The organism is Rhizobium mesosinicum, assembly GCF_019511345.1.
GTDB lineage: Bacteria > Pseudomonadota > Alphaproteobacteria > Rhizobiales > Rhizobiaceae > Rhizobium > Rhizobium mesosinicum.
The window spans coordinates 16341-36032 of the sequence record NZ_JAEUAK010000002.1; the positions used below are offsets into that span (position 1 = coordinate 16341).

The following is a 19692-nucleotide window of genomic DNA, read 5'->3' on the forward strand; positions in this document are numbered from 1 at the left end:
GATCCGGGGGCTTGCAGGAAATCGGGTTGGCGTGCGAGGTTCAACCGCATGAAACGTCGCACGTCACCCGATTCTCCTCTGCTCTTTGAAGAGGCTCCCCTCGTGCCGGATTTCCGGCTGGAGCTGAAAGCCCGCAAGGCTGGTCACTGGCCTGTCGCTGGCGCCGACGAGGCTGGACGCGGACCGCTTGCAGGCCCCGTCGTTGCCGCAGCTGTGATCCTCGATCCCAAACGTATTCCCGAAGGCCTCAACGATTCCAAGCAGCTTTCAGCGCAGCGGCGCGAGGAGCTGTTCGTCCAGATTCTTGCAACCGCTACCGTTTCCATCGCTTCATCCAGTTCTACACGCATCGACGAGACCGATATCCGCAAGGCAAGTCTTGACGCCATGCGACGCGCGATCTGCGGCCTTTCCATACCGGCAAGCTATGTGCTGACGGATGGGCTGGATGTGCCCGTTGGGCTCGACTGCCCCGGTCAGGCCGTGGTGAAGGGTGACGCCCGGTCCGTTTCAATCGCTGCCGCGTCCATCGTGGCGAAGGTCACTCGCGACCGAATGATGGCGCGCGCGCATCTGGTATTTCCCGAATATGGTTTTGCTGCTCATGTCGGATATGGCACGGCGCAGCATCGCTCCGGCATCGAAAAGCACGGACCATGCTCGCTGCACCGGATGAGCTTCCGGCCACTCCGCAAGGAGGGCGTCGTGGGAGAGGTTAATGGAGAGATGCTGGAGGATTAGGCTCCAGCCGGATATCCCTCGCGTTTCGCTTTGAGCCACCGGATGGTAGCTATCAAAGACGATTCATGCCGTACAGGCATCGGGGGCGGTAAAAGCTTCCGAAACGAGCTATCCGTTATTCTCAGCGCTGCCCGTCATAAGTTCAGATATCACGCCACGCACAACAGCACCGCCAAAAGCAGAAAAGCCCCGCTGAAGCGAGGCTTTTCCAATTCCAAAGAACTGCAGATCAGTTCAGACGGGTCTTTACTTCGCCGACGGCCTGACCAAAAAGCTCGGACTGGATCTTGCCATCGGCCTGCTTGCCGATAACGGATTCGGCAGCTGCGATGGCGAGATCGACGGCAGCAGAGCGGACAGCCTTCATTGCATCGGCTTCGGCCTGCTTGATCTTCTGCTCGGAAAGAGCCGTACGGTTGGCGACGAACTCTTCCGTTTTCTTCTTCGCCTCGGCGGTCAGCATTTCGGCTTCGCGCTCGGCTGCAGCCACGATGTGCGCGGCTTCGGCTTCGGCTTCCTTGCGCTTACGCTGATATTCAGCGAGCAGGTGCTGGGCCTCTTCACGCAGACGCTTGGCTTCCGCCAGCTCGTTGCGGATCTGGTCGGCGCGGTCGTCAAGCGACTTCGCCATCATGCCCGGGACCTTCAGGTAAACGATCAGTGCCAGGAAGAGAACGAGGCCGACGAAGGCGAAGAAAGTTGCATCGAAAGCAAATTCCATCGATCAAGCCTCCTTCTTGGCGGCTGCAACGGCAGCGGCAACATCAGACTGGGCAGCAGAGCCGCCGATGAGCTGTTCGACAACGGCTGCTGCGGTTTCCTCGGCGATGGCACCGACATCGGCAAAAGCCTTCGCCTTCACATCGGCGATGCGGGCTTCGGCAGCCTTCAGCTTTTCGGTCAGGCTTGCCTCGACGGCGCGGCGGTCTTCCTCGGCCTTGACCTTGGCGGCGTCACGAGCGGCAGTGCCGATCGAGTTTGCCTTAGCGCGGGCAGCGGCAAGTTCGCCTTCGTAGGTTGCGACGGCAGCATCTGCTTCCGACTTCAGGCGGCCGGCTTCTTCGACATCCTGCGAGATGCGGTTGTGACGCTGCTCGAGGATGGCGCCGATGCGCGGTGCGATGACCTTTTGCATGAGCAGGTAGAAAATGACGAACGTAATCGCCAGCCAGAGGAGCTGGGATGCATAGGTCGACGAATCGAAGGGCGGGAAAGGCCCACGCGCGTGCTCGCCTTCGGCGACGCCGGTCTCGGTATGGACCTCGCCGGCAGCCGGAGCGGCATGCGCATCCGTCGCGGTTCCCGCCGGGACCTCTTCAGCGTAGGCCGGGGTCACAAAAAACATGCTCACCTCCAGGTGTACTGCAAATGCAAAGGATCACGGCTCGCTGTTCGCAGGCCGTGATCCATCAATTCCACCGAGATCAGACGGCGAAGAGGAGGAGAAGAGCGACGAGCAGCGAGAAGATGCCCAAAGCTTCCGTAACGGCAAAACCGAATACCAGACGGCCGAACTGGCTGTCAGCGGCAGACGGATTGCGCAGAGCGCCGGAGAGGTAGCTGCCGAAGATGTTGCCGAGGCCGAGAGCCGTACCGGCCATACCAAAGCAAGCCAGACCTGCACCGATGAACTTTGCTGCTTCCGCGTCCATGTTGAACTCCTTTAAATGGTTGTTGCGGCGAATGACTGACGCCCTTTGACGTCGATGTCGTTATCCTTAGTGCCCGCCTGGATGGATCGCGTCATTGAGGTACATGCAAGTCAGCACCGCAAAGACGTAAGCCTGAAGGAAGGCAACGAGGAACTCGAGACCGGTCAGGGCGACGGTCATGATGAGAGGAAGAACGGCTCCGCCGACACCGACTGCACCGAGGGCTCCAAGCGAGGCGACGAAGCCTGCGAACACCTTCAGCGTTATGTGACCGGCGAGCATGTTTGCGAAAAGACGAACCGACAATGAAATCGGTCGGGACAGGAAGGAAATGATTTCGATCGCGACGACCAGCGGCAACAGAATGCCCGGCACGCCCGAGGGCACGAAGACATTAAAGAAGTGGAAGCCGTGCTTATAGAAGCCGTAGACTAGAACGGTGCCGATGACGAGGATCGCCAGCGCGAAGGTGACGATGATCTGGCTGGTGATCGTGAAGAAATACGGGAACATGCCGAGCAGATTTGCCGTCAGCACGAACATGAAGAGTGAGAAGACCAGCGGGAAAAATTTCATTCCCTTGGTGCCCGCGCCTTCCTTCAGCATGCCGGCAATGAACTCGTAGGACATTTCGGCAAGCGACTGCGAACGGCCAGGAACGATAGCACGGTTCGTGGTCGAGAAATAAAGGAAGCCAGCAGCGACGGCCGCCGAAGCCACCATGAAGAGCGATGCATTGGTGAACGAGAAATCAATCCCGCCGATCTCGATCGGCACAATCTTGAAGATCTGGAACTGATGAGTCGGATCGTTTGACACCGGTTGCTCTCTCTCTTTGGCCCGCCGGGAAGCGGAAATTGCACTGGGCCGGGCGGCCCTATTTATCAGCGTTTTGGCGATCCAGGGGTTGGGCAACCTTCCCCGCAGCGCGCAAAACATTCAAAACGCCGGCACAGAATCCAAGAAGCAGAAGAACAATCAACCCCCAAGGCGTCGTGCCAACAAAATGGTCGAAGAGCCAGCCGAGTACAGCACCGACAACAATGGCAGAAATGAATTCGCTCGAAAGCTTCATCGCCTGCGCATAACCTTTACGGCTCTGCTCGGCGCTGGCCTCCCGCGCTTCTTCCTTCCTGTCATCGACACGCTTGGAAGCAAGTTCCGCTTCCAGCTGCCGACGGCGCTGTTCAAGACTTTCTTCGCGGTCATCCGCCATCGTGCTCTCCTCCGCTCCCGTCGCCCGCAATCCCGCTACCCCGGTTTTCCGAACCACGGACGCGAAGGTTAAAGAACCTTCCGGCCCGTTCTGAAGTCGCGCGCAACATAGTTTTAGGGATTAGTATAGTCAAGGCGTAGCGAGCCTGTGTCCAGCCATAAAATAATCCCAGAAAATCAAATGTTTAAGCGGAACTCGCCCCCTCGCACCCGATTTCATCGACAGAATCCGTCTTCGAACAACGCCGGGCGGCAAAAAATCGGCAATCAGTGCCCTTTTGCTTGAAGCGTGTCGCGATCCTTCGGATTCGCCTGCCAGGCTTCAGGCTTTTGTTTCACGCATATCCTTATCCCAAAACCACCGCACGCTTTTGCGCGATATCAGCTCCAGCCGCCGCCATAGGTGCGGTAGAAGACATGCATGCCGATGCGGCCGACTTTTTCCATGGTCCTGGCCCAATTCGGCCGGACGTAGACGGCATGGTAATGCGTGGCCGACCCGACTTGCGGCAGCCAAATCTTGCCTGCGGTAACGGCCAGGGCAACATCGCGGGCGACACGCCAGTGATATTGCGAATTCACACGATCCTTGATGCTGTCGCAGGCGAAGGAAAATTGGCAGCGGTTGCGCCAGTCTTCGTTCTGGTAGACGACCCCGCAGATTGTCTTCGGATAGGCTGGGTTGCGGACGCGGTTGAGGATGACCTGCGCGACGGCCGCCTGCCCCTTCACAGATTCGCCGCGCGCTTCGAAATAGATTCCTGAAGCCAGGCATTGTTGCTCGCTTGCGGAAAAGACGCTGGGCGGGAGGATGCTGGCAGCCCAGGCATGATCCTTCGGGCCTATCTGCGGCACGAAGCGACCTTCGTCCTTGTCCGTCAGGATCGAATCGAAAGGCGACTGGCGGGAATAATCCGGTGCCGCCGCCGCATAGGCCGTCGCCAATACGTCCGCCTTATTGCTGGTCACGAGGCTTGCCAGCATTGCCGGCACAGCATTGTCCTGCTGCGGAGCCGGCTGCGTCTTATAGAAGGCCGTGGCAATCTCGATTTCCTTGCCCTTGATCGTCGGCTTCACGAAGGCAGACTTATCCTTGAGATCGAAGACCGGGCGGAAGAGAAGTTTGGTGCGCTCGATGATCGAACCGGCGGAGAAATCCTTCGGCGGTTGCACCTTTTCGACGGCGACGACGCGACCCTTCTTGGCATCGCGATTGACGCGATCCTCGTCGGGACTACTCTCACTGCCCTTCTCGCCGGAGACGAAGGCAACCTTGCGGCCGTCGGGCAGCACCATGCCGGCACCGGCAGCGATCGAGCCGGTGGCGGCGGGATCGGCAAAAGCGAGTTCCGCCTGGTGGATGGAGCCTGCGGGCGAATTGGTTAGAACCATGCGCCAGCTTTCGCCATCATTGTCGAGACCAGCAAGCATGGTGGCAAGATCGGCGTGGGAAGCGACGTTCGGGAAGATCAGCCATCCGGCCACGCCGAAGATTGCGGGAGAGACCCAATTCTGGGGCAAGAGACGCAGCTTGCTGCGGGAACGGCCATTTCGACGCAACGCGGACTCCGAGCATGGGACGCAGGAACAGTCCCAAGAAAATCTCGCATTAACCTTGATAGCTGGTTAACGATCTGTCCCGGAATATGCCCATGAAGATTTCCGCATGTTCCAACGCGGCTGATATTTTCGTCAAATCGATCATCTGGCCCCGCTCATTCCCGACCCGCACAGAGCGGGAGAGGGTGAGATGGCACCCTCTCCTTACCCCCGTCAGATGATGACATGCGAGCCTAGTTCCACTACGCGGTTTGCCGGCAGGCGAAAGTAATCCGAGGGATTGGCGGCGGCGTTTGCGAGCGCGATATAGAGACGGTCCTGCCAGTAGGGCATGCCGGACTTGGCATCAGGCACCAGCTTGCGGCGGCCGAGATAGAAGGACGTCGTCATAATATCGAACTTCAGGCCGGTCTTGCGCAGCGCCGCCAGTGCCTGCGAGACATTCTGCGATTCCATGAAGCCGAAGAGCAGTTCCACGCGCGAGAAGCGTTCCGAGATTTGCTCGACTTTGTAGCGCTCCTGCGGCGAGACGCGCGGCTTGTTGACCGTGCGGATCGTCAGGATGACATTGCGATCATGAAGCACATGATTGTGCTTGAGATTGTGCAGCAGTGCGGCGGGTGCGGAATCCGGATCGCTGGTCAGGAAGATCGCAGTGCCAGGAACATGGGCGGGCGAATGCTCGCTCTTGCGCTCGATGGAGCTGACGAAGGACGCGAGCGGAATATCGGTGTGACGGGTCTTTTCCGTCAGGATCGCCGTGCCGCGGCGCCAGGTCCACATGATGACGGTGAAAGCCGTTGCGATCATGATCGGGATGTAGCCGCCGTCGTGAATCTTCAAGAGGTTGGCGCCGAGGAAGATCAGTTCGAGAACAACCAGCGGCGCGAGTGCGATTACGGCAACCGGAAGCGACCAGTTCCAGCGAGCGCGGACGAATTCAAAGGCCATGATCGAGGTGACGACCATTGCGCCGGTGACGGAGATACCATAGGCGGTGGCCAGCGCATCCGAGGTCTTGAACCCGAGCACGAGGAAGATAACGCCGAAAAACAGCACCGCATTGACCGACGGCACGAAAATCTGCCCGGTATTGGTCTCGGATGTGAAGAGGATTTCCATGCGCGGCAGGAAGCCGAGGTTGATCCCCTGGCGCACGAGCGAGAAGGCGCCTGTTATGACGGCCTGGCTTGCGATGATGGTGGCGGCGGTTGCGAGAATGACGACCGGCAAGAGCGCCCATTGCGGATACATGAGGTAGAAGGGATCGGACATCGTCATCGGATTGCCGAGAACGAGCGCGCCCTGCCCGAGATAGTTCAGCGTCAGCGACGGAAACACAAGCACAAACCACGCCCACTGGATCGGACGCCGGCCGAAATGGCCGAGATCCGCATAGAGCGCTTCCGCGCCGGTGACGGTCAGGAAGACGGCGCCGAGAACGACAACGCCGTAGAAGCCCTCGTGCAGCAGGAAGCTTACGGCATAATAGGGGTTGAAGGCGGCGAGGATGCCGTAATCATCCGAAATATGGACAATGCCGGCGGCGGCCATAACGAGGAACCAGAGCGCCGTGATAGGACCGAAGAAGCGGGCGACCGCGCCCGTTCCATGTGACTGCACGACAAAGAGCAATGCCAGGATCGCCACCGATATGGGCACGATATAATCCGATAGCTGCGGCGTGACGAGCTTCAGACCTTCGACGGCCGAGAGAACCGAGAGCGCCGGGGTGATCATGGCATCTCCCAGGAAGAGCGCTGCGCCCATCAGCCCGAGCAGCATCAGGAGCGCAGTGTGGCCGTTGGCGGTCTTCATCAGTAGGGCCAGCAGCGACAGCGTGCCGCCTTCGCCGTCGTTGTCGGCGCGCAGCAGGAAAAGCACGTATTTGATGGTGACGATGATAGTCAGCGCCCAGATCATCAGGGAAATCAGGCTGATTACCTCGAAACGGGTGAGACCGTCATGGGCAACCGGCTTCAGCGCTTCGCGGAAGGCATAAAGCGGGCTCGTGCCGATATCTCCGTAAACGACACCTACCGAACCCAGCGCAAGATAGAAGAGCTTGCGCGGCCCAAGGTGACGTTCGTGAGAATGGCTTTCTTCAGACATGAAGCAATCACAGGCTCCTCAGAGCCAGCCTTTCCAGCGGAAAAAGAAGAAGGGAATGACGGCGGAGATCACCATGAGACCGAGCGAATAGGGATAACCCGCGGTCAGGTGCAACTCCGGCATGAATTCGAAATTCATGCCATAAATGGAGGCGACCAGCGTCGGCGGCAAGAACACGACCGAAGCAATCGAAAAAATCTTGATGATGGCATTCTGCTCGATGTTGATGAGGCCGAGCGAAGCGTCGAGCAGGAAGGTGATGTTGCCGGCGACGAAGGACGCATGTTCCGAAAGGGACTGGATGTCGCGCGAGATCGTTCGGCAGAGCTCTTTGGTTTCCTGATCGTGCTGCACGACCGGGATCGTATAGAAGAAAGTGAGAAGGCGCGAGAGCGAACCGAGACTGTCGCGCAGTTTGCTGATCATGCGGTGATGGCCGGCAATGTCCTTCAGCTTCTCTTCCAGATAGTTCGATGGCTTGCGCACCTTCTTGGCACGGTCACCGAACACATGCACAGAGAGGATGTCGAGGCGGGAGATCGACATTTCCAGAACTTCGGCGGTCCGATCGACGATCGTTTCCAGGAGCTTGGCGAGCAAAGCGGCGCCGCTGCGCCACTGTTCCGGTATGCGGTGCAGAGCGGCGATGAAGAGTGCGAAGGACTTCGGATGGGCATAGCGGATGGTCACCAACTTGTCGCCGGCGAGGATGAATGCGACATCCGTCAGGGTCGGCGCTTCCGTTTCCGCTTTCCATATCAGCGAAGCGGTCATGTATACCGCATTATTTTCGACATAGAGGCGGGCTGACGGCTCAATTGCCCTGAGATCGTCACGGGTCGGCACTTCGATGCCAAGGATCTTTTCGACATGCAGTTCCTCCTCGCGAGTCGGTTCGACCATGTCGACCCATACCACATCCGCCGGAAACTCAGGAGGATTGGCAAGATCACGGATCTCGACCGACTTGCAGTTGGAACAATATGCGGTGATCACAGCCCGCATCTCCCGCGCCCAACCGTCTTAGCCCTTTTCATCGAAAGCACTTCCACGCCCTCGCGAGCGCAGTCACGCCAGGGCACACTGGTCATCGATCGTAACGGAAGCGGATAAAGCAGGTTCATAAAACTCCGGCCATGTCGGCCTTACCGGCCGGGTTGCTCCACCGCATCGCAGTCACCAATCCTTCGATCGACAAGTCAACTCCGAATATGCAGAGAGGGCGGAACCTTCATCGACAGGCGCCATCACAGAGCATTTGCAGACGCGCCATGATGACGCCGGCGCGCATATGAAGCAAAGCCGGAAAATAATCAAGACATCTTACCTGAACTGCGCCTTTTCATCTCATTTCCTCCACAATCTGAGGTGAGCGGCCAAGTGATTCGCCCTACTCGAAGACGATTGCAGGTGCAGCGCGCTGCGGCCTTTCGCCGACCTGCTCCCAGACCTTGGCAGCAATGGCACGGTAGATTCCGGCGACTATGCCATTTGGATCGGAGGCGACGAGCGGCGTCCCGGCATCCGAAGTCTCGCGGATGTTCATGGTCAGCGGCACTTCGCCAAGGAAGGGCACACCGATGCGCTCGGCTTCCTTGCGCGCCCCGCCGTGGCCGAAGATGTCGTAACGCGTGCCGGTATCGGGCGCGACGAAATAGCTCATGTTCTCGACAATACCGAGAACAGGCACTTCGACCTTGCGGAACATGTTGAGGCCCTTGCGGGCATCGATCAGCGCCAGATCCTGCGGCGTCGAGACGATCACGGCGCCGGCGAGCGGCACTTGCTGAGCCATGGTGAGCTGGGCGTCACCTGTGCCGGGCGGCATGTCGACGACGAGAACATCGAGCTCGCCCCAGGCAACTTCGCGCAGCATCTGCAGGAGGGCGGACTGAACCATCGGTCCGCGCCAGATCATCGCGGTTTCCTCGTCGACGAGGAAGCCCATAGACATGACCTTGAGGCCGTAATTCTCCATTGGGTTGATGATGCGACCGTCGATCTGCGTCGGGCGGCCGGAAATCTTCAGGAGGCGCGGCATAGAGGGGCCGTAGATATCGGCATCGAGAATACCGACGCGAAGACCATTCGCCTGCAGACCGAGGGCCAGATTGACCGCAGTCGTCGACTTGCCGACGCCCCCCTTGCCCGACGCGACAGCGATAATGGCGCCAATACCGGGAACGCCGATCTTGGCGGTGCGAGGCGGCAGCTGCGGGGCATGGGAGTGGCCGTGATGGCTGTGGTCAGCCTGGGGAGCGGGGCGCGCTGCGGGCGCATTGGCGGCGGCCTTCTTGTCTGCCGTCAGTGCCACAAGCGCGCCTTTGACACCCGGCATTTCCTTGATGACGCGCTCGGCAGCGAGCCGCAGCGGCTCCAGCTCCTTGGCGCGTTCGGCCGGCACGGTGATGGAGAAATAGACCTTGCCATCGGAAATGAAGACATCGGAAACCATGCCGAGTTCGACGATGTTGTGCTCCAGATCCGGCCCTCGCACGGTCTTAAGCGTTTCCAGTACCTGTTCCTTGGTGACCTCGGTCATTCCACCCTCACTGCTTTTTCGTCATCAGTAAATAGTGGAGGCCGGCAGCTTCGCCAAATAAAATCGGGCAGCAGGCACACCTGACGTCAAAGCAAGGCAGCACATTCTCTCTCCGTCGAGAATCGGCGCAATTCGGAGCAACGTAGAGGAAGCGAAAAAAGCCAGAAGTATAGAAAGAAATCGTCCGGTCTCGGAACAGGGTAAAAGGCGGTACCAAACGCAACAAGCGCCGCCGATATCGGAACGCCGGGAGAAAAGCGGCAGCGATATCAGACGGCGGCGTGTCGGTCGCGCCATTGATCTGGCGCTGTTTTCAAAGTCCCCTCTGGACCTCTGTCGATAACGAAGCAGGAAGCGTGCCAACTGCGAAAATTGCGAAAAAAGGATGGCAATCGTCAGTTCCAGCAATCCATCGAGCAATCGACGCTCAGATATTGAGCAGCCAAGCAGCAACTGACGTTATTTTAGGCCGTAGGCCCTGCTGAAATCGGGGCCTTACTTGATGAGGCCAATGCGCAGTGCCTTGGCGACGGCCTGCGTGCGGTTGACTGTATCCAGCTTCTTTGTTGCGCGGTTCAGGTAGTGATTGACCGTGTGTTCGGAGAGATCGAGGATTTCCGCGATCTCCGCACTGGTCTTACCAGCGGCCGTCCAATTGAGGCAATCGATCTCACGGTCCGTCAGTGTATCGGTCATGCGCGTATCGAGATTGCGGATTTCGGCCAGCCGATCGAAGACATGGATCGCGATGTAGCTGAGTTCCCGCATCTCCGCCGGAGTGAAGGGCTCGCGATCACCGGCAAAGGAGACTGCACCGCGCGCGCCCGACGGTTCATGGGTCGGAAAATAGGCGCAGCGCATCATCTTGAAGCGTTCGAAAAGGGCTGCAACGACACCTGTCTTGCCGTCGTCGCGCGGCCAGTTGGTGCGCGATGTATCGTAGAAGAAGGGCAAAGTCGACGTGCGCAGCCGGCGCAGGACCGGACTGTTCACCATAAGTCCTTCCTGATCGTAGATGGACAAGAGTTCAGCGGGCCAGCTGGTAATGATCGTGTTGCCCTGAAGATCGAAGGAGGTAACCGGCGGCAGGTTCAAAACCATGAATGCCCGGCTGCGATAGGCCTCCGTCACCCGCTTCATGAAGCGGAAAATGTCGAACTGCGTCTTTAGGCCGGCGACCTCCTGGACGTAGGCCTCTTCCACCGAAGTTTGCGGTAAGCTTGCCATCAGATTTTTTCGCCTTCGAACCGGGCTTTGGGTAAACCGCTGGCAGCCTTGTAGAAAAACGGTCAGTACAGGGTGGGTTACGCGACGCCCGTCAGATCAATGGGATTCGGCCTCGGCGTGCAGCGCGTTCGGCCGGTGAATGTCGATGATTTCGCGGACGACCTCAGTTGGCGTGATTCGCCGTCAAATCTCAATATTGCACTCATCATAAGCATGCTATGCGTACCACGTCCAGCGGTTGAGAACGGTCAAATCGGTTTCAACGCCTTGGCCCGAGACGGACGCGCATTTCGTCCATGATTTTCCGGGCCGTCACCTGGACAGGAATGGTCCATTCCTGGAGAAGTTCCATCGACAGCCGGTAAGCGGGACCGGTGACGGAAACCCCGCCGATGAAGGACCGATCGTCCGACCAGATGGGGGCGGCGACGCAACGAATACCAGCCTCGTGCTCCTCGCGATCGAAAGCATGGCCGGCCGCGGCAATTTCGCCGATCTCCATCAGCAGGCTTTCAGCGCTCACATGCGTCGCCGAGGTAAAGCGGTTGAAATGCAGGCCGGGGAGCAACTCGTCGAGCTGAACCGATGACAACACTGAGAGTGCGGCCTTGCCGACACCGGTGCAATAGCAGGGTGAGGCATTGCCGATCTGTGAATACATGCGCACCGGCTGGTGTCCTTCGACCTTGTCGAGATAAATGATGGAGGAGCCACGCAGCACGCCGAGATGGACGGTCTCACCCGTCTCCCGATGAAGAGAGGCCAGATGCGGAGCGGCAATCAGGCGAAATTCGTTGCGCGCCCAACTTCTCGAGGCGAAATCGAGGAGCCGGAGGCCCGGCGCATAACGGCCTTCGGCGTCAAGTTCGAGGAGTCCTTCCGCCACCAGATGGCCGAGCTGCCGGTGCAGCGTGCCGCGCGGCTGGTTGGTTAAAGCGAGAATATCGGTAAAGCGCAGGGGAGCGTCGGCATGAGTGACGAGATCAAGCAGCATCACCAGCTTGCCGAGCGTGCCAGTATCACGCGTGCTAGTATCACGCGAAGCGCCGGTGTCACACAACAGGCTCTCGTCATCCGCTTGCGCCATGCTGTCGCCGCTGGAGTTCATCGCCTTTCCTACTCTTGACACTAAAGGCAGGCTAATCGAATAATTCCATATAGTCAAATTAAGTTCCAAATAATGGAATAACCACATGCGGGAGGAAAGACGATGAGTGCTGTGACCGCACAATTCCCCGAGTTCAGGGATCGCACGGTGCTGGTGAGCGGCGGCGGTTCCGGCATCGGCGCTGCCCTCGTCGAGGGTTTCGCAAGGCAGGGCGCAAAGGTATCCTTCCTCGACATCGCCGAGGTAGAAAGCCGGGAACTGGCAGAACGGCTTTCCGGAGAAACTGCGTATCCGGTCAGCTTCCACCACACAGACCTCCGCGATATCGAAGCCATCAGGCGGACTGTGAGCGAGGTTGTCGAAAGGTCCGGGCCGATCCGGGTGCTCGTCAACAATGCCGCCTGGGACGACCGGCACGAATTCGACGACGTGACCGAGGACTATTGGGACAACAACCAGGCAATCAACCTGCGCCATGTCTTCTTCACCTCGCAGGCGGTTGCCCCTTCGATGCGGTCAGCCGGCGGCGGAGCGATCATCAACATGTCGTCAATTGCCTTCAAGCTGAATATGGGCGTCTTTCCTGCTTATGCCGCCGCCAAAGCGGCAATCGTCGGCCTCACAAAGAGCATGGCTGGAAGACTTGGCCCCGAGAATATCCGCGTCAACTGCATCCTGCCGGGCATGGTGGTGACCGAGCGGCAGATGAAGCTATGGCTGACGGAGGAAAGCATTGCCCGCTCCGTGCAGGAGCAATGCCTGAAGACCCCATTGAAGCCGGACGCGATCGTCGGTCCGGCTCTGTTTCTTGCATCCGACTGCGCAGCCGGCATGACCGCGCAGTCCCTGATCGTCGACGGAGGCGTTCTCTAATGGCAAATCCAGCATATGTCGCGGTGGACTGGGGCACCAGCAGCTTCCGGCTCTGGCTTATCGGCGCCGACGGCAGCGTTCTTGCGGAGCGCCGCAGCAGCGAAGGCATGACCACGGCCGCCAAAACCGGCTTTCCCCAGGTTCTCGCTGGACATCTCGCAGCCGTCGAAGCGCCTGATGACCTGCCGGTCATCGTCTGCGGCATGGCGGGCGCGCGGCAGGGCTGGGTAGAGGCGGGTTATATCGACGTGCCGGCTTCGCTTTCCTCGATTCTGTCAGGCGCGGTTTCCGTGCCTGACGAAAGCCGCGACGTGCGCATTCTCCCGGGCCTCGCGCAGCGCGATGCTGAGACGCCCGATGTCATGCGCGGCGAAGAAACGCAGCTTCTCGGGGCACTCGGGCCAGACAGCAAGGGAATGCAGGCCGTCTGCATGCCGGGTACGCATTCCAAGTGGGTGCATGTCAGAGACGGCAAGGTCACCGGTTTCTCCACGTTCATGACCGGCGAGCTTTTCGACGCCATCAGCAAACACACAATCCTCATGCATGCCGTTGCCGGCGCCGAGGACCAGCCGGCCGATGCAGCGGCCTTCGAAGCGGCGGTTGCAGCCGCCTTCAAGCGGCCGGCACTTGCGTCGAACATGATTTTCACCGCCCGCTCCGGCCAGCTTCTGCACGGTATTTCGGCTGCCGCTGCTCAAGCCAAGCTCTCCGGCACTCTGATCGGCCTTGAAATTGCCGGCGCGCTGCAGGATGCCGGAAACGATACGGCCATTACCCTCGTCGCTTCCGGACGCCTGCAGGCGCTTTACGAGCAGGCTTTCTGCACGCTCTCCCTTTCCTTCACCGCCATCGATGCCGATGCCGCCGTCCGCGGCGGGCTTTCGGCTGCTGCCCAAGCCATCTGGCCAAATTGAGCCATTTGGCCGAACTGAGAAAGATATTTCACATGAACCGTGTCCCCTTCCCCGAGATGAAGCGTCCGCTGATTGCCATCCTGCGCGGCATCAAGCCCGAGGAAACCGAAGCCGTGGTCGGCGCGCTGATCGAAAATGGCCTGACGGCGATCGAGATTCCGCTCAACTCGCCGGAGCCCTTCAAGTCGATAGAGATCGCCGCCAAGATGGCGCCCGCAAATGTGTTGATCGGAGCCGGCACGGTATTGACCACGGAAGCCGTCGCCAGCCTGCATGCGGCTGGCGGCAAGCTCTTGGTCACACCGAATGTCGAGCCCGAGGTCATCATCCGCGCCCGCGACTACGGCATGGTGACCATGCCCGGCGTCTTTACGCCTACTGAAGCGCTGCAGGCTGCCCGTGCGGGTGCGACCGGCCTCAAGTTCTTCCCCGCGAGCGTTCTGGGGCCGTCGGGCATCACCGCAATCCGCGCCGTCCTGCCGCAGGAACTGGTGATTGCGGCGGTCGGCGGCGTGTCGGACAAGAACTTTTCCGATTATACTAGAGCGGGCATTTTGGCCTTCGGTCTCGGCACCAGCATTTACAAGCCGGGAATGACCGCCGCAGAGGTTGCCGAGCGCGCCAAGGCAACCATCTTAGCCTATGATGCAGCCATAGGAGCATAGGCATATGACTGATATTTATGAATTCGAGGGCAAAACACTTTGCAACACCAATTCGGTTCTCGGTGAAGGCCCCACTTACGATCCCGTTTCCAACTCGGTCTGGTGGTTCAACATCCTCGGCAAGGAGCTTCACGAGCTCAATCTTTCGACGGACGAAAAGAAAGTGCATCCGTTGCCTGTCATGGCGAGCGTGCTTGCCCGCATCGATTCTGACCGCCAGCTGCTGGCGACCGAAGAAGGGCTTTTCGTGCGTGATATCGCGAGCGGCAACCTGACCTTTTATGCAGCGCTGGAAAACGACAAGCCGGAGAACCGCTCCAACGACGGGCGCACGCATCCCTCGGGCGCGTTGTGGATCAGCACTATGAGCAAGCGCGCCGAAAACCAGGCCGGCGCGATCTATCATGTTGCCGCCGGCAAGGTGACGAAGATCTTCGGCGGTATCAGCATTCCGAACTCCATCTGCTTTTCGCCCGACGGTACGATCGGCTATTTCACCGATACCCGCATCAGCCGCCTGATGCGGGTCATGGTCGATCCGCAGACCGGCCTGCCTTCGGGCGAACCGATCGTGATGGTCGACAGCATGGACGAACCCGGCGGGCTGGACGGTTCGGTCTGCGATGCCGACGGTTATATCTGGAACGCGCGCTGGGGCGCCGGTGTCGTCGATCGCTACAGCCCGGATGGCCTGCGCATCGCCCGCTACAAGGTGCCGGCCGCACAGCCTTCCTGCCCGGCTTTCATCGGCGCCAATGCCGACCGGCTGGTGGTGACGACGGCCTGGGAAGGGCTGGACGAGGATGCCCGCTCCGCCCAGCCGAGCGCAGGCGCGCTCCTTGAGCTCGGCATCACCGTAAAGGGTGTTTTCGATCCTGCCTATGTGATCTGAACGTCGAAACCCCGCATGTACAAAGGCGCTCCGTTGCAGGGCGCCTTTTGCATTTGGGGTCGCTTTTCGATCAAGGTTCCGTGAAAACCGTAAAATTTTCCGTGTCTTCGTCCGGAACCAATAAGCAAATCGGTCATTTCATTCTTGAACCGGCACGACAGGAATGCCTGAAAACAGGCGCTGCCAGGCCAGGGATCACTCAAGGAACGAAGGTAGGTACGAAATGACACGCAAACTCCTGACGACCGTTGCCGCTGGCGCATTGTTTGCCACGGCTTTCGCACCGACGGCATTTTCGCAGACGGCTCAGCAACCTGCGAACCCTGCTGCCCCCACCCAGTCTGCACCCGCCGATCCTGCATCCCCCGCACCGGTCAAGCCGATGGCTCCTGCAGGTGACGCCGCACAGGCCCCTGCGCCGGCACCGACCACCGATACGGCTCAGGCAGGTAGCGACAGTTATCTTACACAGCAGGCCCCGGACCAGATCAGCGCCAACACCTATATCGGCCAGTCGGTCTATAACGGCAACAATGAGAGCATCGGCGAAGTCAACGACCTCATCATGAAGAAGGATGGCGGCCTCGTAGCAGCTATCATTGGTGTCGGCGGCTTCCTAGGCATTGGCGAAAAGAACGTCGCCGTTCCGATGCAGAAGATCACCGTCGCCCAGAACACGCAGGACGGCACCGTCAAGCTCACGACCACGGAAACCGCGGAATCGCTGAAGGCCGCTCCGGAATTCAAGACGCTGGCTATGCAGTCGGCTGAAAGGGCTCCAGCAGCGACCGGTACGGCTCTGCCGACGGACAACACGTCGACAGGCTCGACGACCAACAAGTAATCCGTACGGAGAGTAGAGCGTAGGCGATGGCGTCCCATGGGGCGCCGTCGCTTTTTGCTTGTCTTTGCGCATGTTGTAACCGCAACCGCTGTATGCTTGCGCGGCTTATGCGGTGGCGCGTTCAGTTGCGCTTGTATCGCAGTAATAGTTCTCGTGCAGGAAGCGCAGCGTGGCGATGCCATCGGCCGGCCGGCCGAAGTGATAGCCCTGCCCCATGCCGCAGCCGAGCATGCGTAGCTTGACCGCTTCCGAATAATCTTCAATGCCTTCGGCCACGACCTCCAGTTCGAGGCCTTCGCACATGGCAAGGATCGCCTTGATGATGTGCTCTGAGGCGCGGTCGGAATTAATGCGTGAGACGAAGGCCCGGTCGATCTTGATCTTGTCGAAGATGAAATCGCGCAGGCGCCCGAGGCTCGACTGGCCGGTGCCGAAATCATCCAGCGAGATGCGCACGCCCGCCGCTCGCAGATCGGCAAGGATCCGGTGCGCCGTATCGGCGGAACTCATGACAGCCGTCTCGGTGATCTCAAGCTCAAGCCGATGCGGGTCGAAGCCGACGCGGCCGAGGATCGAAAGGATAGAATTGCTCGTGCCCGGATCCATGAGTTGGGCCGAAGACAGGTTGAAGGACAAGAAGAGTTCGCGCGGCCAGGACAGCGCCGCTTCCGCAGCCTTGCGCAGCAACGCTTCCGACAGCGCATCGATAAAGCCGCGCTCCTCGGCAAGCGGCACGAAGACGCCGGGCGAGACGAAGCCGAGATCGGGATCGTTCCAGCGGGCAAGTGCTTCGAAGCCCACTACCTGATTATTGGCGAGCGAGACGATCGGCTGGAAATGCACGTCGATCGCGTCAGAGATGATGGCGTTTCGAAGCGCCTGTTCGAGCTGGGTCGCCCGTTTCATCTCCTGTGCGATCTCGCGCGAATAGACGGTGATCTGCCCGCGGCCGCGGCGCTTGGAACGATAGAGCGCCGTTTCGGCGCTCTTCAAAAGCTCTTCGCAGTCCTCGCCAGCAAAGGGATGGATCGCAAAGCCGAACGAGGCGGAAAGACGTACGTTGCGGTCGCCGAGATCGTACGGAGCCGACAGGACCTCACGGATCATCTGGCCGAACTTTTCGGCGCTGGCGCGCTCGAATATCAGCGGCAGGACGAAAGCAAACTCGTCACCGTCATGACGGGTCACCAATGCACCATCTGGAATGCAGGCTTTCAGGCGATGGGCGACCTGACACAGGATTTCATCGCCGGCATCGGAGCCGAAAAGATCGTTGATGGGTTTGAAACTGTCGAGATTGGCGATACCGATGGTGAAGGGCGCTGGGTCGCTGGCCCGCTCGGCAGAAATCTGCATCACCTTGTCGCGCAGACGATTGCGGTTTCCCAATCCGGTCAGGGGATCGGTATAGGCCATCGCCTGGAGCTCGTTCTGACTCACAGTCATGAATGGTATTTCCGGCGAAACCATCACTCCAAACCCAAGATTTTTCCTCCGCATCCCGGCGAAGAATGACGGCCAAATCTTAACAATTCGATAGTAAATCGAGGGCACTACAACCCAAAGCACTCCCAAGATCTGGGGGCACCTGTCGTCTATAGAGATTGAGCCTTCATCGGCTCACCCATCAGGTGCTTCTGAAATATCGTTTCCAGCATGTCAGGGCTGACGGGCTTCATGACGACGTCATCCATGCCGGCCTTGGCGCATTCCGCACGATCGCGCTCGAAAGCCTGTGTCAGTACGCCGATGATCGGGGTCCGGATGTCCTGTCCCTCTTCCATCTGGCGAATGAGGCGTGTGGCTTCAAAGCCGTTGAAGACCGGAAGCGAGATATCCATCAATACAATCTGCGGCCGATTTTCGGCCCAGAGACGAACGACCTCTTCGCCAGTCGTTGCGATCCGATGGCGGTAGCCGAGACCTTCGAGGATCTGTGTGAAGACGATCTGGTTGATGTCGTTGTCCTCGGCAACGAGAACCTGAAGGCCTGCGGTTTCTTCAGTCGTGGTAATTTCCCAGTCGCCTCCGGTGCTGCCGCCGCATCCGCTGCGGTTGAAGTGGCGGGCAATCTGGAAGGTCAACTCATTGGCGATCTGGAACCCATCCATGACGAGGGCGGGAATACCATATTGTTCGGCGAGCTCTAGGCAGCGCATGCCCATCTGATTATCGATGATCAGAAGATCGAGCGAGATGCCGGAGGAGCTGGCAATCTCGAGGAAACGTTCCTCCTCATCCTCGCCGCGGACCGAGCAGGATTCGAAACCGTATTTGGCAAGCGTGCGCAGCGCGGCAGTCTCGGCGGCGAGATCCGAGGTGACGACGAGGATCTTTCGGCCGGAGAAATTTTCCGGAACGATCGCCTCCATCGCCGCCGGCTCGCGACGCTGCGATGCGTTCGGCACCGGCACATAGGCGCGGCGGTAGGTCCGGTTGCTGGAAGTGGTGATTTCGGAGGCCTGGCTGAACTCATCGAGTTCGCCGCCGTCGCGCGGCAGGTCCTGCATGGTGGAGACGAGGAAATAGCGCCCCGGCTTGCCGATCCTGTGCTTGCGGCTGACAATGTCGCGTTCGGTGCCGTCGCGTGCGATCTGGCGCTGGCGGGAGACCGACATTTCACCGGTTTCAAGCACGTGGCGATCGCTTTCCTCGAAGCGCTTGGCAATGTCGGGCGAAAACAGATCACCACTCTTGCGACCGAGAACCTCGTCCGCAGTCGTCTGGTACTTCTCGCAGAAGGCCTTGTTGACGGCGACATAGACAAGGTTGCGATCCTTGACGAAGAGCGGGAACGGCAGATGGTCGAGAATATCCTCGGTGAGTTGCACGCGCTCCAGATCATAGCGCCACTGTTCCTCGCGCTTACGCGCCTCGGAAATATCCGAGATGACGGTCACGCCATAGCCGTTCGGCAGGCGGCGCTTCAAAAAGCGGACCCAGCGGTCAGGACCGTGGCGCTCGACGGATTCGAAACGTTCACGCCAGTGGGAGGCGATGCGCTGGGACAACCAATCCTCGCGGCTGAGCGAACCCGGCTGGCGCACGAGAGTCTGCTCGCGAATACCGGTGTCGTAGATCGCACCCAGGAAATCGCGAAGCCGGGCGCCTGGCAGAAGCGCAGCCTCAGGCACCGGAAAGAATTCCATGACCTGGCGGCTGGCAAAGATAAGAAGATCGTTACGGTCATAGATGACGAACGCAGCAGAAAGACTGTCGCACACAGCGTCGAAAAGCGCCGTCTGAAGGTCGGCCTCAGGCGGCAGCGCGTCACTCACAGATGATGTGTCCGCCTTTTCGAAGCCGGCACTCATTCCTTCACATCCCACATCTGTCCGATTTTC

The 19692-nt window shown here is 59.4% G+C and carries 19 protein-coding genes; 6 read left to right on the forward strand and 13 right to left on the reverse strand.

Annotated elements, in window-relative coordinates; genetic code table 11:
• Positions 1-48: 48 nt before the first annotated feature.
• Positions 49-741, forward strand: coding sequence for a ribonuclease HII (locus JNB85_RS04050; protein WP_220333128.1), 693 nt, complete (start codon positions 49-51; stop codon positions 739-741).
• Positions 742-970: 229 nt separating this feature from the next.
• On the opposite strand, the gene JNB85_RS04055 is transcribed toward JNB85_RS04050, so the two are convergent.
• The 11 genes from JNB85_RS04055 to JNB85_RS04105 all read right to left on the reverse strand — a co-directional run bounded on the left by JNB85_RS04055 (position 971) and on the right by JNB85_RS04105 (position 12136).
• Positions 971-1462: a F0F1 ATP synthase subunit B gene (locus tag JNB85_RS04055; protein WP_183729067.1), complete on the reverse strand. Its 492-nt coding sequence runs from the start codon at positions 1460-1462 to the stop codon at positions 971-973.
• 3 nt (positions 1463-1465) lie between these two features.
• Positions 1466-2086, reverse strand: a complete 621-nt coding sequence (locus tag JNB85_RS04060) for a F0F1 ATP synthase subunit B (protein WP_220333129.1) — start codon at positions 2084-2086, stop codon at positions 1466-1468.
• A gap of 79 nt (positions 2087-2165) precedes the next feature.
• On the reverse strand, positions 2166-2393 hold the full coding sequence (locus JNB85_RS04065; RefSeq protein ID WP_015338972.1) for a F0F1 ATP synthase subunit C: 228 nt from the start codon (positions 2391-2393) through the stop codon (positions 2166-2168).
• 66 nt (positions 2394-2459) lie between these two features.
• Entirely contained in the window at positions 2460-3212 is a 753-nt protein-coding gene (locus JNB85_RS04070) for a F0F1 ATP synthase subunit A (RefSeq protein WP_220333130.1), read from the reverse strand.
• A gap of 58 nt (positions 3213-3270) precedes the next feature.
• Positions 3271-3609, reverse strand: a complete 339-nt coding sequence (locus JNB85_RS04075) for an AtpZ/AtpI family protein (protein ID WP_183749125.1) — start codon at positions 3607-3609, stop codon at positions 3271-3273.
• A gap of 380 nt (positions 3610-3989) precedes the next feature.
• Entirely contained in the window at positions 3990-5168 is a 1179-nt protein-coding gene (locus tag JNB85_RS04080) for a cell wall hydrolase (RefSeq protein WP_220333131.1), read from the reverse strand.
• A gap of 213 nt (positions 5169-5381) precedes the next feature.
• Positions 5382-7280 (reverse strand): potassium transporter Kup, encoded by a 1899-nt coding sequence (locus tag JNB85_RS04085; protein WP_220333132.1) that lies wholly within the window; start codon positions 7278-7280, stop codon positions 5382-5384.
• A gap of 18 nt (positions 7281-7298) precedes the next feature.
• The gene (locus JNB85_RS04090; RefSeq protein WP_183749122.1) at positions 7299-8276 is read right to left on the reverse strand and encodes a magnesium transporter CorA family protein; all 978 of its coding nucleotides are present in this window, start codon (positions 8274-8276) and stop codon (positions 7299-7301) included.
• A gap of 394 nt (positions 8277-8670) precedes the next feature.
• Positions 8671-9822 carry an Mrp/NBP35 family ATP-binding protein gene (locus tag JNB85_RS04095; protein WP_220333133.1) on the reverse strand — a complete coding sequence of 384 codons (1152 nt, stop codon included), beginning with the start codon at positions 9820-9822 and terminating at the stop codon, positions 8671-8673.
• 495 nt (positions 9823-10317) lie between these two features.
• The gene (locus JNB85_RS04100) at positions 10318-11049 is read right to left on the reverse strand and encodes a LuxR family transcriptional regulator (RefSeq protein ID WP_220333134.1); all 732 of its coding nucleotides are present in this window, start codon (positions 11047-11049) and stop codon (positions 10318-10320) included.
• A 259-nt stretch (positions 11050-11308) separates the two neighbouring features.
• On the reverse strand, positions 11309-12136 hold the full coding sequence (locus tag JNB85_RS04105; protein ID WP_220333722.1) for an IclR family transcriptional regulator: 828 nt from the start codon (positions 12134-12136) through the stop codon (positions 11309-11311).
• A 123-nt stretch (positions 12137-12259) separates the two neighbouring features.
• Between JNB85_RS04105 and JNB85_RS04110 the strand changes: the two genes are divergently transcribed.
• The 5 genes from JNB85_RS04110 to JNB85_RS04130 all read left to right on the forward strand — a co-directional run bounded on the left by JNB85_RS04110 (position 12260) and on the right by JNB85_RS04130 (position 16348).
• A complete protein-coding gene (locus tag JNB85_RS04110) occupies positions 12260-13030 on the forward strand; it encodes an SDR family NAD(P)-dependent oxidoreductase (RefSeq protein ID WP_220333135.1) in 771 nt (256 codons plus the stop codon).
• Positions 13030-13947, forward strand: a complete 918-nt coding sequence (locus JNB85_RS04115; RefSeq protein WP_220333136.1) for a 2-dehydro-3-deoxygalactonokinase — start codon at positions 13030-13032, stop codon at positions 13945-13947. The genes JNB85_RS04110 and JNB85_RS04115 overlap by 1 nt, the downstream gene beginning before the upstream one ends.
• Positions 13948-13979: 32 nt before the next feature.
• Positions 13980-14612: a 2-dehydro-3-deoxy-6-phosphogalactonate aldolase gene (locus tag JNB85_RS04120; RefSeq protein ID WP_220333137.1), complete on the forward strand. Its 633-nt coding sequence runs from the start codon at positions 13980-13982 to the stop codon at positions 14610-14612.
• Between the two features lie 4 nt (positions 14613-14616).
• Positions 14617-15504 carry an SMP-30/gluconolactonase/LRE family protein gene (locus JNB85_RS04125; RefSeq protein WP_220333138.1) on the forward strand — a complete coding sequence of 296 codons (888 nt, stop codon included), beginning with the start codon at positions 14617-14619 and terminating at the stop codon, positions 15502-15504.
• Between the two features lie 223 nt (positions 15505-15727).
• The gene (locus JNB85_RS04130; protein ID WP_220333139.1) at positions 15728-16348 is read left to right on the forward strand and encodes a PRC-barrel domain-containing protein; all 621 of its coding nucleotides are present in this window, start codon (positions 15728-15730) and stop codon (positions 16346-16348) included.
• A 105-nt stretch (positions 16349-16453) separates the two neighbouring features.
• Here JNB85_RS04130 and JNB85_RS04135 read toward each other — a convergent pair whose 3' ends face one another.
• Together JNB85_RS04135 and JNB85_RS04140 are read right to left on the reverse strand one after the other, a co-directional pair.
• On the reverse strand, positions 16454-17818 hold the full coding sequence (locus JNB85_RS04135; protein ID WP_420852253.1) for a putative bifunctional diguanylate cyclase/phosphodiesterase: 1365 nt from the start codon (positions 17816-17818) through the stop codon (positions 16454-16456).
• 125 nt (positions 17819-17943) lie between these two features.
• Positions 17944-19662, reverse strand: a complete 1719-nt coding sequence (locus tag JNB85_RS04140) for a response regulator (protein WP_220333141.1) — start codon at positions 19660-19662, stop codon at positions 17944-17946.
• Between the last annotated feature and the right edge of the window lie 30 nt (positions 19663-19692).